Origin of the sequence: Vibrio sp. JC009 (assembly GCF_029016485.1) — a bacterium.
GTDB lineage: Bacteria > Pseudomonadota > Gammaproteobacteria > Enterobacterales > Vibrionaceae > Vibrio.
Genome location: NZ_CP092106.1, coordinates 1842121 through 1858457, shown reverse-complemented (window position 1 = coordinate 1858457; position 16337 = coordinate 1842121). Strand labels below are relative to the sequence as shown.

9 protein-coding genes and 1 pseudogene are annotated in these 16337 nt (G+C 46.7%); 9 read left to right on the top strand and 1 reads right to left on the bottom strand.

Annotated elements, in window-relative coordinates; genetic code table 11:
• The first annotated feature begins 247 nt into the window (after positions 1–247).
• From L3Q72_RS08405 to L3Q72_RS08375, 7 genes are all read left to right on the top strand, one after another.
• On the top strand, positions 248–1768 hold the full coding sequence (locus tag L3Q72_RS08405) for a TolC family protein (protein ID WP_275129503.1): 1521 nt from the start codon (positions 248–250) through the stop codon (positions 1766–1768).
• A gap of 31 nt (positions 1769–1799) precedes the next feature.
• Positions 1800–3038, top strand: coding sequence for an HlyD family efflux transporter periplasmic adaptor subunit (locus L3Q72_RS08400; protein WP_275129502.1), 1239 nt, complete (start codon positions 1800–1802; stop codon positions 3036–3038).
• On the top strand, positions 3039–3503 hold the full coding sequence (locus tag L3Q72_RS08395) for a hypothetical protein (protein WP_275129501.1): 465 nt from the start codon (positions 3039–3041) through the stop codon (positions 3501–3503).
• On the top strand, positions 3496–3939 hold the full coding sequence (locus L3Q72_RS08390) for a hypothetical protein (protein WP_275129500.1): 444 nt from the start codon (positions 3496–3498) through the stop codon (positions 3937–3939). The genes L3Q72_RS08395 and L3Q72_RS08390 overlap by 8 nt, the downstream gene beginning before the upstream one ends.
• Positions 3940–5826, top strand: a complete 1887-nt coding sequence (locus L3Q72_RS08385) for an EAL domain-containing protein (protein WP_275129499.1) — start codon at positions 3940–3942, stop codon at positions 5824–5826.
• 390 nt (positions 5827–6216) lie between these two features.
• Positions 6217–6882 (top strand): oligogalacturonate-specific porin KdgM family protein, encoded by a 666-nt coding sequence (locus L3Q72_RS08380; RefSeq protein WP_275129498.1) that lies wholly within the window; start codon positions 6217–6219, stop codon positions 6880–6882.
• Positions 6883–7825: 943 nt separating this feature from the next.
• Positions 7826–9085: a GGDEF domain-containing protein gene (locus tag L3Q72_RS08375; RefSeq protein ID WP_275129497.1), complete on the top strand. Its 1260-nt coding sequence runs from the start codon at positions 7826–7828 to the stop codon at positions 9083–9085.
• Between the two features lie 356 nt (positions 9086–9441).
• Here L3Q72_RS08375 and L3Q72_RS08370 read toward each other — a convergent pair whose 3' ends face one another.
• Positions 9442–11184, bottom strand: coding sequence for a methyl-accepting chemotaxis protein (locus L3Q72_RS08370; protein WP_275129496.1), 1743 nt, complete (start codon positions 11182–11184; stop codon positions 9442–9444).
• Between the two features lie 621 nt (positions 11185–11805).
• Here L3Q72_RS08370 and L3Q72_RS08365 point away from each other — a divergent pair.
• A pseudogene (locus tag L3Q72_RS08365) lies at positions 11806–14480 on the top strand (pyridoxal phosphate-dependent class III aminotransferase); the annotation flags it as partial.
• A 448-nt stretch (positions 14481–14928) separates the two neighbouring features.
• Positions 14929–16173, top strand: coding sequence for a carboxynorspermidine synthase (locus L3Q72_RS08360; protein WP_275129495.1), 1245 nt, complete (start codon positions 14929–14931; stop codon positions 16171–16173).
• Positions 16174–16337: the final 164 nt, after the last annotated feature.

Below are 16337 nucleotides of genomic sequence, written 5' to 3'. Positions count from 1 at the left end.
TCTGAAACAAGCTTCATAATAAAACCTAATAACGCCAGTCAGTTACCTGACTGGCGTTTTTTTGTCCTATTATTTAATCAGGATGAACCTCAAAGATAAAAATTAGCTATTTAAAAATGAAATATATTAATAGTATACTTAACCCTGAGTTATTGCTTTAGGTTAGAGGCTGCTCTAACATGGCTATTTACGCGCGCGCTTTTAGGCACTGTATTATCAGTGAGCTGTTTAGGAATTGTACGATCAGATGAGAAATTATAAGAAAGTGGCATGTTATAAATTTGTGCTAACTTGTTGCGGTTGTGTTTTATTGTGGGGATGTAAATCTCTGAATAAAGAACCTCAGCTTTCTTCTGACGTAAATAATAAACCGGCAGCAGAAATGGTTGCAGAATCTGCTGAGGAAAAACCTCAACAAACTGAAACCGTTGAATCAGAAATTGCAGAAACCAAAGCACCGGAAACTCAGGAAACCGAAAATTTAGCCATTGAGCTCAGCGAGCCGGAAGAGGCCGTTTCTGAGCCGGTTTTATTGACGCCAAAAGACGGCTACCTGCTTAATTTTGATGATGTTTTTGAACTGGCCCTAAGCAGCTCAAAGGAATATCACGCACTTGGTAAAGAAGTAGACTCAAAGACCATTCTAAAAGACAAAGAAGAGAAGTATTACTACCCGACGGCGACAATGAACTCTGAGACCACAAAATATTACGGCAGCCCGACACCGGATGCCACAGAAACTCAGAAGTTCATACTCAAGCTGAATTCAAAACTTTATGGCAGTGCAGTAAAAGATAAAATTGCCGCCAGTCAACAGTCACTGGATGCAGGAAATATCAGCTTAGAAGCTCAGGAAATATCCATTTATTACACCGTTTTAAAATATTTAACCAAAGTAGAACTGACACGGCAATATGAAAAAACAGCGGAAGAGTTCCGTAAAGAAATAGAGATCTATTACCTGAAGCAGGTGAATTCCACAAACGAGGGTGTTTCCACCCAGACCGATGCAATGGAAGCTAAGCTTTCCGTAGCGGAGTTTGATGACTCTGTATACTCGGTAGTTTCAAATATTGAGCAGTACTTTAAAAAGCTGAGTGAAGAGACGGGGATCGATCTGGGGACGGATGAAAATATCTCCATGGATAAAATTGGTGTCAACTACCAACGCCTTGAGCCATATCTGGCGATGGACGTTCCGGAAATAACGCCAAAAGAGCTGATAGCCACTAACTCTGAGCTAAGAAAGATTCAGAAAAACCTGAAATCCTCACTCTATAACGCTCAGGCTACCCGTGAACGTTTTACCGTTGAACTGACCTCTGAAAACTACCTGATGACCAATGGCGACACCAATAGCCACTCCTGGGGCGATACTGATGAGTCTTATATTCAGCTGAACCTGGAGCTGGATCTGTTTAACCAGGGTACCCAGGCAGATCAGGACTCGGCTTATAAAATGTATGAGGCGGAAAAGCTAAGATTTGATAAGCAGTATAAGCAATATATGGATCAGTTCAGAACGAATCTGACCAACTACAACCAGCAGCAGATTAAACGCCAGAAAACAGCGGATCAGGTCGATATCCTGGCCGGACTGATTGAGAACCAGAAAGAAGAGATATACACGGACCAGGTAACCTACAAGGATATCGTAGACAGTATTAAAAAGTTGAACAACGCTAAACAAACTCTGCTTGAAATTGATTTAAACTTGTTCGATACCCTGTACGAATTAGAAACCCTGAAATCACAGAAGTTACTGTGATTGAGAATTTTCCCGGAAGCATAAGTAAGCAATGAACCTACGCAAACACCGAAATAAACTGATATTAGCGGCACTGGCCATTGTGGCGGTCGTTTATATTCTGCTTTATAAGGAAGTGGAGGTGGTTGCGCCGGGCACCGGTCTTACCGGTATTAAGCAGAGTAACGTCTCGGTTAAAGCGCCAACCAGCAGTTATATTGTGGAGCTGATGGTGGCTCAGGGGCAGGAAGTGACGGAAGGGCAGCCGCTGTTAAAGTACCGCAATTTGGAAGATGAATACCGTCTGAAGCAGACCAGTGAAGAGCTGGAGCAGAATGAAAAGCTGCTCAATGTGTATCACAACGAGCGCTGTTTCTTAACCGGGCCACAGTTTGCTTCGGTGACCAGAGAGAAACTGGATCATGGCTGTGAAGGCACAGCGCTTTTAGCCAGCGCGGGTGGCCTGTATATCCTGAGTTTTTACGAAGACTATCTGCAAGAGCAGCACTACATCCTCAATGTTGAGCAGGAAAGGCAGCGAAAAGAGCGCGAACTGCTGAACAAAGAAGAAATCCTGACTAAAAAGAAAAACGCGTTGCGCCGTGGTAAAGGGGCAACCGTCAGTTTTTACGATGTAGACACTGAGCTCTCCAACGTTAAGACGGAAGTGATTAACCACCAGATCTCTTCCATCGATGCCACCAAAAAGCTTAATGACAAACTGATGGTATTCCAGATGCGCCGTTCAGAGCGCCTGTTGTCGCTTGAAGAGCAGATAGACAAAATTCAGCCCCTTATTACCCAGCAGAAATACACCAAAAGACTGCTGGAAGAGAAGAAGCTTAAATCGGTTATCCGTTCTCCTATTGACGGCAGCATTCTGGAGCTGACCGAAGGGCTCTCCACCGGCACCTTTATTCAGGAAGCTGCGCCTCTGTTTGTTCTGAAAAAGAAAGGGGCATCGCAGCAGGTTGAAGCTAAGTTTGATTCCCGCTACCGCCATTTCTTAAGTATTGGACGAAAAGTGCGGTTGAAGATTAATTCGCCGGGATTTAATGAAATCTTCAACGGCACCATTATAGAATTGAGTTCTGACTCTATTAGTTATGAAGATCAAAGCCACGCAGGGCAACGTTATTACCGGGTGACCATTCAGCCCGATGATGAGTTCCTGGATTTGTCTCTTGATCTTGGTATGGATGTTCAGGTTTTTGTTGTTAACGATAAAGTCAGTGTGCTCGGGTTTATATTAAGTGTGTTACCAGATGAAATTAAGTTTGAGGTGTGGTAGATGATAGGGTTTGTTGCCGCTATTACAGCCTCACTGGCCGTGATAATACTGGTTGTTATATCCAGCCTTATCGGCTTTGTGCAATCTATCATGCCAACCACAGGTCTGATTAAGATTGATGAAGTGACTTACCGTTATAACCTGCAAACGCCATATGTCAGCCGGGAAGTGCTGAAAGACCTGGTGCTGACGGTGGACGGCATGAGTTTTAATGACAGGGTTAAGTCTTATCAGACCGGGTGCAATTTTGGTTTTAATACCAATGAAAATGAAATGGTGCATATTGCGACTTTTAATTATATTTCGCTAAACCAGTTTTTCGCCGGCTCATACCCCATCGAGCATATTAATGTTGTGTCACAAGATGACAGAATGAACAGTTGCTTTATTGATATCCATCTCTTCCCTGAAGAGAGCGGTAAAAAAGCGCCTTCAACCGGAAATACAGGAGAGAGTGATGGATGATGATACTCTGGCCCCCTTTGTGGATGCACTGTCTTCCGCTTTGATCTTAATGGTTCTGGTCAGTATTTTCTTTATGCTGCAGACAGCCACCTCATTAAGTTCGGCCGCAAAGCAGCACTCAATCAACGATATTGATGAAAACAAGTACAGCCCCATCGTTTACCACGATGTGATGCGCGCTAATCTGGATGAACACCAGTTCGAATACCTGATTAACTTTAAATTAGAAAAGGAATTTATCGAGCAGATCCGTTCACAAATGCTCGAGGCAAAAAAAGTAAAAATAATTATTCACAGCAGGGATGATGTGAAAAAAAATACCGTCAATTTAATGCGACTTTTAGCCTATTTAAAGTTGCCGTCAGAAATAAAGGTTGAAACCTCAATGCAAACAACAACAAATGTATTATCGACAGTGGAATGGGAGATAAACTAGATGTATATCTTTGGCTTAATCCTTTATTTAGGCATACCCGCGTTTGTTTACTTCTTTCCGGCAGCGAACGCACTGGTCTCTCAGTGCCTTACGCTTTCTCCTGAAATTACGGTACTGATCACGCTGACCTACTTTTATCCGCTTTCTGTTTTTGCGTATAACTTTATTCGTAAGTATAAGGATGCAAGTCATCTCGCTCACTTCAGAAGTCAGGTGACACTGGCCTCATCACTGGCGGTCTCTTTCGGTCTTATCGGTACCTTTATCGGTCTGTCAGAAATGATCGCCGGTATTGCAGCTGGTATGGGCGCAGACGGTGACTTCTCGGAAAAAATGGAAGCGCTGCTGAGCTCCATCGGTACGGCTCTGGACTCCATGTCCTTTGCCTTCCTGACCTCTATTCTCGGTGTAAGTGCCTCGGTAAGTATTCTGCTTGCTTCTAACTATCTGAACGGATTTTTTGAAAAAGAGCACGTTCAGGGTGCGGATGATGAATCAGGTCCGGGAGCCGGCAATTCCATCGACGGTATTTCAGAAGAGCAGCAGCAGGTTATCAATGAGAACTTCAGAAAAGTTCAGCAATCCATTGACGACACCATAAACCTGATCAACAGCAAGGACAAGGTCTGGACAGATCTCTTTACTCTGCTGGAAAACAACTCAGGCTCAACTGTGGTGCAGGCATTCAGCGACAGCCTGGCTGAAAATAACCGCCTTGCGGTGCAGCAGTCAGAGCAGGTTAATCAGATTTATACTGAGCAGACCAATATGTATCAGAAGATGGAAACTTCTCTGAACGATTACTCGCACTATATGCAGCAGCAGACGCACTCTATGGTGAACGCCATTACTAATATGGCGTCAGAGATCGACAGAATGGGCTACCTGATTGAGCAGTCTTCTAACCGCACCAATGAGAACATTATCCAGAATGGGCAGGTGTTTGAGCGCGTTAACTCAGCGTTTACTGAAGCTCTGAGCAATACCAATGTTCAGCTGCAGGGCGTTGCTGAAATTTTGCATGATATCCGCGTGGCAACGGCGCTGCCTCTGGAAGAGTCTTTAAATGTGGCTATTCGTGAGAACGCCTTCCATCTGGTATTCCAGCCTCAGTTTAATGAAGACCAGACCGTTATCGGTGCCGAATCTTATATCCGCTGGATTGAGCCGGTTCGTGGCCTGATTCCAAACGGTAAGCTGTTTGATATCGCCAAGAAAGAGGGCGTCTCTGTTCAGCTTGAGCTCTGGGTGATGCGCAATACCATCCAACAGGTTTCCCAATGGCAGCAGCAGGGCATGTGGGATCAGGACTGGACCGTTTCCATTAACGCCACCAGCGAACTGCTTCTGGCTGCTAACTTTATCACTGAAGTTGAGAAAACCGTTAAGCAGTACGATGTTATGCCTGGCTCTATCGCCTTTGAGGTAACCGAAGATGTGCTGATGCAGCATAACGAACAGGCCAAGGATAAGATCCGTCAGCTGCACAATATGGGCATGAAGCTGTTTATCGATAACTTCGGTACCGGCTACACCAACATTGGTCACCTGAGTGAGTTCAACCCTGACCGTCTGAAGATCGCCCGTACCATTGTTAATAATCTGACCGATGCCACTCAGTCCGGCGTTGCGGTTGTGCGCTCGGTAATGTCACTGGCTCAGCAGCTGAATATTACCGTTTCTGCTGACGGCGTTGAAACCGAAGAGCAGTTCGAACTGCTGAAAGGCGAAGGCCTGAATCTGTTCCAGGGCTGGTACTTTGAGAAACCGCTGGAAGTGGATGCCTTTGAACAGAAGCTGAACAGCAGTACGCTTTTAGAAGATGCAAGTGCTGAAGGTGCTCAGCAGATCGAAGACGCTGAAATTGTGGAAAAACCTGAAGAGTAAGCAATAAAAACAACCGGACTGGCGAAGAAAAGCCAGTCCGGGCTCTGTGAGCTAAATCAAACTCCCGCCTGTAAAATTCTAAATTGCAAAAAATGACTTCTAAATCCGCTGTGATTTGCGACCAGAAAAAGGGCGCAGATATGACTAATCAGGTCAAAGCAGGGATTTATATCATGTCGTAATTTTCCATATGATTCTCTTAACTCATTGAAAAATAAGCTCTGATGCTGTTCATCTTTTTTGACATTTGAGCTCTATTCCAGCAAATCGCACGTCATTTTCTGAATGGAAAAATCCGGCGCATCATGCCTCTCGTTCTCATCCCCCAACGGTTTTAATGCCGTTTTACAAACAACAACGAGAACCCATTTAAGAAAAAGGCAGATTATTATGAAAAGAATTATTCCCCTAAGCGCACTTTCTTTGGCTTTCGCATCCACCGCATTTGCAGGCTCTTCTTATGTGACCGGTAATGTGCAGTTTCATTCGGATGCGCAGCCGGATGCGACATCCACACTGGAAGCAGGCCATACTTTTGATTCTGGCACTACTATTCTTACGGAGTTTGATGGTATTGGTTTAGGCGGCTATGACAATGAAAGCTATGAACATGGGAAAGGGGTTACGCCATGGGTAACGCTTGGTGTTGAACAGGCTTTCAATATTACCGATAACTTCTGGGCAGCAGTTGGTTACCACCATTTAGTCAACAACGGTGAAACAGTACAGTACCGTCCGCTATTTAAAATCGGCTATAACTTCGATAACGGCCTGTCTCTGAGCAACCGTACCCGCTACCATGCTCAGGAAGATGACAGACTAAGTGACGAAACCCGCTTTGATAACCGTATTGGTTACGTTGTAAATGAAAAACTGGCACTAAGCTACAACAACGTTTACGTTATCCGCGACGAAGGTGACGACACCATGGACCACGAGCTACGCGCCACCTGGACCCGCGCAGGCGTACAGCCATACTTCGAGTACCGCAACCAGGGTAATGGTTCAGACAACACCAATAACGCCTTTGTATTTGGTGCTTCTTACGGGTTCTAAAGAGACAGCCTTTACACACACGTCTAATGGGGCAAAGAAAACCCCTCCCCTTAGCCTCGAAAGGCCGGATTTTCGAAGAAGTAACATCGAAGGGGAGGCTGGGAGGGGTTGTTTCCCATGAGCTTAAGTTTTTGGGGGTTAACCATGCATAGCATAACCAACCCCCTCTAACTCCCCGTTCTATTAGCTTTATCAATCAATTAGGCTTTCTCACTCAAGGGGGAGAACCGTTCTCTGGTCACTTTAATATTTGTGTATAAGAGTCAGGGTTACAGGCTGACTTTTATACACAAGTTTAAGGAGCCAAAGAATGCTCCTCCCCTTAACCTCGAAAGGTCGGATTTTCGAAGAAGTAACATCGAAGGGGAGGCAGGGAGGGGTTGTTTCTCATGGGTTTAAGTTTGGTAGTAAACCATGCATGGCATAAGCAACCCCCTCTAACTCCCCCTTCTATTAGCTTTATCAATCAATTAGGCTTTTTCACTCAAGGGGGAGAACCGTTCTCTGGTCACTTTAATATTTGTGTATAAGAGTCAGGGTTACAGGCTGACTTTTATACACAAGTTTAAGGAGCCAAAGAATGCTCCTCCCCTTAACCTCGAAAGGCCGGATTTTCAAAGAAGTAACATCGAAGGGGAGGCAGGGAGGGGTTGTTTCTCATGGGTTTAAGTTTGGTAGTAAACCATGCATGGCATAAGCAACCCCCTCTAACTCCCCCTTCTATTAGCTTTATCAATCAATTAGGCTTTTTTACTCAAGGGGGAGAACCGTTCTTTAGTCACTTTAATATTTGTGCATTAAAGTTATGCTGATAGCTTTCTTGGCATACCAGCCTAAAACCTGCTCACTTTTCCACCACCATTACACAAATCATATGAATCAGTTGTAGCATCCAACTCAACAGTGTATAAAGACTAGTCAAATTAAAATAGCGTTCTATAAAATGTCAGGCTGGTTACTGTTAATTGTCTTTTTGTCGATTGCCTTGCTGTATATTGTCTTTAAGTGGGGAACCATTTACGGGCTAAACAGCGTCAATCTTCCCATGTTTGTTACCGACAAACAGGGAAAAATATCGTTTGCCAATAAAGCGGCCAGAGCGAGGTATGCTGGTTTGCATAATATCAGCAATCTTCCCGATACCTGCGTGACTTCTTCTTCAGACAGTCTGCTGGCGATACTCTTTGGCCCGAAATGCCGCCTTGTGACCCTTGATGCCATCCGGGAGCTGCCAGACGACTTTGCTCCGGACCCGCTAAATACCAACCTTATCCATACCGTGATTCAGGATATCCCGGATGCTATCGGTATGATGGACCATAATTTCAGATATCTCGCCTGTAACCCGGCTTTTGTAAAACCACTGGGGATTAAAGACCCGGGTGATTTGCTTGGCAAAACACTAAAAGAAGTGGCTCCGCGAGAGATTTACCTGAAATTTAATGTATCCGACCGCAATGTACTGAATACAGGCAAACCTTTTTTGATTGTTGACGAGAGCAGGGATGACAAAGGCTTGCCTGTTTATATCGATGCAAGAAAATTCAGATATATCCACCCGGAGACGCAAAAGCCGGGCGTTTTTATTATCGCCAGAGATGTCACCAAAGCTGAGATAACCAGGCGGGAGCTGAACGAGGCCAGAGATAACTTCAAAAAGCTGAGTATGATAGACAGCCTGACTCAGGTTGGTAACCGCAGGCTGTTTAACGAAAGCCTGTCCGCTGAGTGGCGCAATCATATCCGCAACAATATGCCGTTTTCGCTGATCATGTGTGATATCGACGAGTTTAAAAAGCTGAATGACAGCCGCGGCCATATTTATGGTGATGAAGTGCTGGTGGCGGTGGCTTCTGCGCTGAAAAAGGCGTTAAAGCGTCCGATGGACAATGTTTACCGTTATGGGGGAGAGGAGTTCGCCTTTATCCTGTGCGATACCGATTCCTCCGGCGCAGGCACGGTAGCCAACCGTATTCACTATGAGATTGAAGCTTTGAAAATCGCCAATCCGCACTCGGTTGTGAAAGAGTTCCTTACTGTGAGTCTTGGTGTGTATACCTGTTATCCGGAAGCCAAAGATGAGAGCCTGGAAGCGCTGATGCTGGTTGACCAGGCCCTGTACCGCGCCAAACACGAAGGGCGGAACAAGACGGTTCAGGCCGGGCAGTGGTATGAAAAGTCGGGCGGGAAGATTACTGTTTAGACCTGTATTTTCTTTACTTACGGCGTGTACCTTTGGCCAAGGTATGCAAATGGCTTGAAATGACCCAATGCAGGTTTAAAGCGTTATACACAAATATCAAAGTGACCAGAGAACGGTTCTCCCCCTTGATCGAAAAGCTTAAGTGGTTGATAAAGTAACTAGAAGGGGGAGTTAGAGGGGGTTGGTTATACAAAAGTTAACTAAATCGTAGAACCTTAAACCGCTAAGCAACAACCCCTCCCAGCCTCCCCTTCGATGTTACTTCTTCGAAAATCCAGCCTTTCGAGGCTAAGGGGAGGGGTATTCTTTGATTCCTTAAACTTCTATGAAATTAATAGAAATTGTATTGAGCTGAATTATTTCAACTTAAACTGCCCCACAATCCGCACCAACTGCTCATTAGTCTCAGTCAACTGATGCGTACTTTCCACAGTCGCGCTGCCGTTGGCATTCAGTGTCTGAATCATCTCCTGAATCGCCGTCATATTGCGGTTAATCTCCTCGGTTACTGAGCTCTGCTCTTCTGCTGAGGTGGCGATTTGCGCCGCAAGGTCGTTGATTTCTGCCACTGAGCCTGTCATCAGATCCAGAGAGTTCATTACCTGCGAAGTGCTCTCTGCTGTCTGCTGGCAGCTTGATTTGGTGCTTTCCATGCTGGAGACCACCGCGGTGCTGCCGGACTTCAGCTTAGACAACATCTCATTGATCTCTTCGGTGCTCTGACGGGTACGCTCAGCAAGGGCTCTTACCTCATCGGCCACCACGGCAAAACCACGGCCCTGTTCACCCGCTCGCGCGGCTTCAATAGCGGCATTCAGTGCCAGAAGGTTGGTCTGGTCGGCAATATCGCCAATAACATTCAGGGTATCGCCAATCTGCTCCGTGTCTTTGCTCATCTGAATAATCGACAGAGAGGTGTGCTCTACCTCTTCAACCAGAGCGGTAACATTGTCAACCGCCTGACGAACAATTGCCTTGCTCTGGTCCGCTTCAGCACTTGCACTCTGTGTCTGTTTTGCCGTTGTCGCAGCGCTTTCTGCCACCGCATCCGCTGTTGAACTCATTTCATTAATGGAAGTGACGGCCATCTCCATCTCAGAACTGTGCGCATTGAGCAGCTCCTGAGTGGTATCTGCCTGAGATTCCAGCTGTGAAATTTCATCGCTGATTTGATGATTTGAAGAAGAGACTTCCAGCATCATCTTCTGCAGGTTTTCAATAAAGCGGTTAACACCGTCGGCGATTTTGCCAAGGTCATCCTGAGACTCTACTTTCAGGCGATGAGTAAGGTCGCCACTGCCGTTTGCCAGATCGCTGATCACATCACGCAGACTGATGATAGGGCGGAAAGCCAGAGTCAGCAGCGCAATAGAAATCGGAATAATAATGGCGGCAGAGATAAGCAGCGCAATAGTGATGGCGCCATTTAGCGTATCGGTATTTTTCTGAATATTGGCTTTGTCGATATAGCCGTTCAGCGTCCAGGTTTTACCGTAAACATCAAACTGCTGACTGATAAGGGTTAAATCACCTTCCTGCTTGTTGGAAAAGATAACCGTCTGATTGGCATCAATCAGCTCAAGATAGGAGCCTTCAGCCGTCGCATCTTGCAGCAGGCGTTGTGCCGGGCTTAAATCCATATAGAAAATATTACCTGAGCTCTGATCTTCAGACACTACGATTGAGATCAGAGGCCTGTCCTGCTCAAAGTAGACATCGCTGATCACCAGTTGCCCGTTCGCCTTTGCTACCGCGTCGACATATGGCTTGGCCTCTGCTTCATCATCAATCATTCCGTTTTTAGTCATCGCCAGACCGTAGGTGACCTTGATGATGTCGTGGAAACCTGTCTTGGTGATGATCTCTTTGGTTTCAGTGATATTAAACTTGGTGGCCTGAGCAACTCTTATCTGGCTGACAATATTCGCAGCCAGGCTCTCTTTGGCGATCACAATCTGGCGGTTAATGTTGCTTGAATCGCTCTCTTTGATGTAATTGCTTATAAAGTAGTTGGCACTCAGATAGGCCGTAACAATGGTTATTGATATAACAGATATCAATAGGGTAAGCAGCTTAGCTTTAAAAGATATAGCTTTCATTATGGGTAAATCGATCCGGATATGTATATATTTATTAGTAGTCGCATTCTACTCACTTTTATTCAAATTTCTTATGAAGCTCATCACCTTTCTGAGTTTAAGTCATACAAGTTACAAAAAAATGAGAGTTGTTAGGAGAGTGATAAAGGCCTGAACTTCAGTTGTTAATGCTGATTTTCGTACTGATAAAATTGTTGCCCGCTCGCAAAAATGCGAGTAAAATCGCGCGCAATCTCGGAGCAGGCTCTGGGGGATACGCGAAAAGTCCATTAAGGCTGGTGACTTTTCGTAGGGTAGGTACTAAATACCCCTGTATTTAGTAGACGGGATACTTATGCCAAGACGGCATTTTTTTAGGAAACCCAACATTGTTATCAATACATTCAAACTTCAAAATCAGCTTAGTTCTTCCTAGTTGCAGTATTATCACTGAACCTTGATCTGCTGAAAATACAATTGGTTAGCTCTGTCTAACAGTTTTCCTGTGTCTGGAAGATGCAGGTGTTTTCCTGTGCATCCTATTCGAAAATGAACAAAGCACAGATTTGATATTTATATACCAATGTCAGCAGTTTTTACGCAGATGCCCTCGCATTGGTATCACTATAAGGGTTTATTCAGATGAGCACAGTACTGGAACTGGAAACTTATAAAGCAAACAATCCATTCAACACAAACACGCCTGTACTTGAAGGTGTCTACGATCTGTCGCTTGACCAGCTGCTTGTGGACCAGGAAGAGCACGAATCAGAAGTGCGCTCTTATCCACGCCGTCTTCCTCTTGCCATTAAGCGTGCCTACGGCGCATTAGTGGAAGACACCCGTGGTCAGCTTTTCTTAGACTGCCTGGCCGGTGCAGGTACGTTGGCACTGGGTTATAACCACCCGGAAATTAACCAGGCACTGAAAGATCAGTTAGATTCAGGTCTGCCGTATCAGACGCTGGATATTACAACAGAATCAAAAGACCGCTTTATCAAAGCAGTAAAAGCTTTTCTTCCGCAAGATTTTGCCAAGAACTCAGCAATTCAGTTCTGCGGTCCTTCAGGTGCGGATGCGGTAGAAGCGGCTATCAAGCTGGCGAAACAGACCACAGGCCGCAACACCATGTTTGCCTTCCGCGGTGCCTACCACGGTATGACCAACGGCACCATGGGTATGATGGGTAACCTGGGTACCAAAGCGCGCCGTACCGGTCTGATGTCAGACGTTCACTTTATGCCGTTCCCGTACAGCCTGCGCTGTCCGTTTGGTATGGGCGGTGAAGCCGGTGCTAAGCAGAGCATTCGTTATATTGAGCGCCTTCTTCACGATGATGAAGCAGGTATCCAAAAACCAGCTGCGATTATCGTTGAACCGGTACAGGGCGAGGGCGGTGTTATCCCGGCTCCTGCATTCTGGCTAAAAGAGCTGCGCCGCATCTGTGATGAGCACGGTATCCTGCTTATCTTTGATGAAATTCAGTGTGGTGTGGGCAAAACCGGCTACAACTTCGCCTTTGAAGAAGCGGGTATTGCGCCGGACATTCTTTGTCTTTCTAAAGCCATTGGCGGCGGTCTGCCAATGTCGCTTCTGGTATTTAACAAAGAGATCGACACCTGGAAAGCGGGTGAGCACACAGGTACATTCCGTGGCAACCAGCTGGCGATGGTTTCCGGCGCTAAAGCCCTTGAGATTATCGAGCGTGATAATCTGGTAGAGCACGCCAATGTTGCGGGTAACTACCTGCGTATGGGCCTTGAAAAGATTCAGGAGCGCACAGGTTGTGTGGTTGAAGTTCGCGGTAAAGGTCTGATGCTGGGCGTTGAAATCGTTAAGCCATCCGGTGAAGAGAACCGCTTTGGTGAGCGCGTTGCTGACCCTGAACTGACGCTGAAAATCCAGCGCGCTGCTCTTGAGCGCGGCCTGATGGTAGAGAAGGGCGGTCGTGAAGGCTCTGTTATCCGTTTCCTTCCGCCACTGATTATCTCATTTGAGCAGATTGACTTTGCGCTGCGCACGCTGGAAGAAGCGATTCTTATCTCTGGTGGTGCTAAAGAGGAACAGAAGTAATGTCCAACTGGCAAAAACACTTTGTTCATACCGGCGCAAATGGTGCAGATGAATACGCATCGGTAATGGCGCACACAAACAGCAATCTGAAAGCGTTGTTTGAAACGCTGGATAAGCCATACTCCGGCCTTGAGCCTGCTAAGCTTGAGCAGGCAATTAACGCTATTGATTTAGACAGCGGCAATCAGTCGCTTAAATCGGTTATCGATACAGCAACCGCTCTGGTAGCAAAGAACTCCATCATAGTTCAGCATCCAAACTGCATCGCGCACCTGCACACGCCACCGCTAATGCCGGCGATTGTGGCAGAGGCGATTATCGCTGTATTAAACCAGTCAATGGACTCCTGGGATCAGGCCTCTGCTGCAACTTATGTTGAGCAGAAAGTGGTCGACTGGCTGTGTGAAAAATACGAGCTGGGCGAAAAAGCTGACGGTATCTTCACCAGTGGCGGCACTCAGTCAAACCAGATGGGTCTTCTTCTGGCTCGCGACTGGGTTGCAGATAAAATCAGCGGTCACTCTATCCAGAAGCTGGGTCTTCCTGAGTATGCTGCGGATCTGCGAATCCTGTGCTCTAAGAAATCTCACTTCACAGTGCAGAAAACCGCTTCAATTATGGGCCTTGGTGAACGTGCTGTACTGTGTGTGGATACTCACGAAGACGGCACAATGAAGGTAGATTCCCTAAAAGAAACCGTCGCTAAGGCAAAAGAAGAAGGTTTGATTCCTTTTGCTCTTGTAGCCACTGCAGGAACCACAGATCACGGCGCAATCGACGATATTGACGCCCTGGCAGATATTGCAGAAAACGAAAACCTCTGGCTTCATGTAGACGGTGCATACGGCGGCTCACTTATCCTGAGCAGCTACAAATCCCGCCTGAAAGGGATCGAGCGCGCAAGCTCTGTAAGCGTAGACTTCCACAAACTGTTTTATCAGACAATCAGCTGCGGCGCAGTCCTTTTAAAAGACAAAGCCAACTTCAAGTACCTGCTACACCACGCAGACTACCTGAACCGCGAACACGATGAACTACCAAACCTGGTAGACAAGTCCATCGCCACCACAAAACGCTTCGACGCCCTGAAAGTTTTCATGACAATGCAAAACGTAGGCCCGGCCGCGCTAGGCGAAATGTACGATCACCTGCTGGAACAGACACAACAAGTAGCAGAAATGGTAAACGCCCACAGCAGCTTCGAACTGCTGGCAAAACCATCCCTCTCAACTGTCCTGTTCCGCCTTAAAGGGACAGGCACCTCAGTTAAGGGGACAGGCACCACAAAAATTACAGGGACAGGCGCCCCAACAGGCGCCCCAACAACGAGCACCGAAACCCCCATAGCCCATAGCCCAGCCCCCCATAACCCTGATCTCTTACAGGGACAGGCACCTTTAGTTGATAACCCAGTTGAAGGGACAGGCACCATAACAACAGGCGCAAACACCCCCATAGCCCCTAGCCCAGAGCCCCATAGCCCTGATCTAGACGCCCTAAACCAAAAGGTTCGCGTCGAAGCCTTAACCCGCGGAATAGCAGTACTCGGCGAAACCACAGTCGACGGAAAATCCGCCCTGAAATTCACAATACTAAACCCATGTCTGACCCTGTCAGATTTTGAAAACCTGTTAAATCAAATTGATACGCTGGCATCTGAGCTGGCTGAAACCTTATAAGGAAAAACACACTATGGCTATTTTACAGATCGGTGCCGGTGGCGTTGGATGGGTTGTTGCACACAAAGCAGCACAGAATAACGATGTACTTGGTGATATCACGCTGGCTTCACGCACAATCAGCAAGTGTGAAAAAATCATCGAATCAATCAAAAACAAAAACAATCTGAAAGACACAACGAAGAAGCTGGAAGCGCGCGCGGTAAATGCTGACGACGTAGACGCTCTGGTTGCGCTTATCAAAGAAGTTAAGCCTGATCTTGTTATTAACGCAGGTCCTCCGTGGGTAAACATCACCATTATGGAAGCGTGTCTGCAGGCGAAGGTGTCATACCTTGATACTTCAGTAGCGGTAGACCTGTGCTCAGAAGGCCAGCAGGTTCCTCAGGCTTACGACTGGCAGTGGGAATTCCGTGACAAGTTTAAAGAAGCAGGCATCACAGGCATCCTTGGCGCTGGTTTCGATCCGGGCGTAGTAAGTGTTTTCGCAGCCTACGCTGTGAAGCACCTGTTCGATGAAATCGACACAATTGACGTAATGGACGTAAACGCAGGCGACCACGGCAAGAAGTTCGCAACCAACTTCGACCCTGAAACCAACATGCTTGAAATCCAGGGCGACTCTTTCTACTGGGAAAACGGCGAGTGGAAACAGGTTCCTTGCCACTCTCGTATGTTTGAGTTTGACTTCCCTCTGGTTGGTAAGCACAAAGTTTATTCTATGGCTCACGATGAAGTGCGTTCCATGCAGGAATTCATCCCGGCGAAGCGTATCGAGTTCTGGATGGGCTTTGGCGACAAATACCTGAACTACTTCAACTGCATGCGCGATATCGGCCTTCTTAGCCCGGATCCGCTGACTCTGCATGACGGCACGGTTGTTCAGCCTCTGCACGTACTAAAAGCAATGCTGCCAGACCCAACTTCACTGGCACCGGGCTACACAGGTAAAACCTGCATCGGTACCTGGGTTCAGGGCAAGAAAGACGGTAAAGAGCGCAGCGTATTTATCTACAACAACGCAGATCACGAAGTGGCCTACGAAGACGTAGAGCACCAGGCAATCTCTTACACCACAGGTGTACCTGCAATCACAGCAGCACTTCAGTACTTCCGCGGCAAGTGGGCAGACGCAGGCGTATTTAACATGGAACAACTAGATCCGGACCCGTTCCTGGAAACCATGCCAGAAATCGGCCTGGACTGGGGGGTTCAGGAGCTGGAAGTGGGGCAGCCGGATATTCAGGTTCTTAAGTAAGGTTACCGCGATAGAAGCTTGGTGGTTTTTAGGGCTATAGGGTGAGGGGACTATGGGGTGTTGAATCCCTATAGCCTTCATCCCCCATAGCCTTATAGCCCAAATGCATACCGGACTTAAAGAATCTGCATCCAGCACAACGTCTCCTATACATGCTTTTAGCG

Excerpts from the sequence above, each read along its gene's own strand:
- L3Q72_RS08390 (WP_275129500.1), top strand. The coding sequence starts at position 3,496 with ATGGATGATGATACTCTGGCCCCCTTTGTGGATGCACTGTCTTCCGCT.
- L3Q72_RS08380 (WP_275129498.1), top strand. The coding sequence starts at position 6,217 with ATGAAAAGAATTATTCCCCTAAGCGCACTTTCTTTGGCTTTCGCATCC.
- L3Q72_RS08395 (WP_275129501.1), top strand. The coding sequence starts at position 3,039 with ATGATAGGGTTTGTTGCCGCTATTACAGCCTCACTGGCCGTGATAATA.
- L3Q72_RS08400 (WP_275129502.1), top strand. The coding sequence starts at position 1,800 with ATGAACCTACGCAAACACCGAAATAAACTGATATTAGCGGCACTGGCC.
- L3Q72_RS08405 (WP_275129503.1), top strand. The coding sequence starts at position 248 with ATGAGAAATTATAAGAAAGTGGCATGTTATAAATTTGTGCTAACTTGT.
- L3Q72_RS08385 (WP_275129499.1), top strand. The coding sequence starts at position 3,940 with ATGTATATCTTTGGCTTAATCCTTTATTTAGGCATACCCGCGTTTGTT.
- L3Q72_RS08370 (WP_275129496.1), bottom strand. The coding sequence starts at position 11,184 with ATGAAAGCTATATCTTTTAAAGCTAAGCTGCTTACCCTATTGATATCT.
- L3Q72_RS08360 (WP_275129495.1), top strand. The coding sequence starts at position 14,929 with ATGGCTATTTTACAGATCGGTGCCGGTGGCGTTGGATGGGTTGTTGCA.
- L3Q72_RS08375 (WP_275129497.1), top strand. The coding sequence starts at position 7,826 with ATGTCAGGCTGGTTACTGTTAATTGTCTTTTTGTCGATTGCCTTGCTG.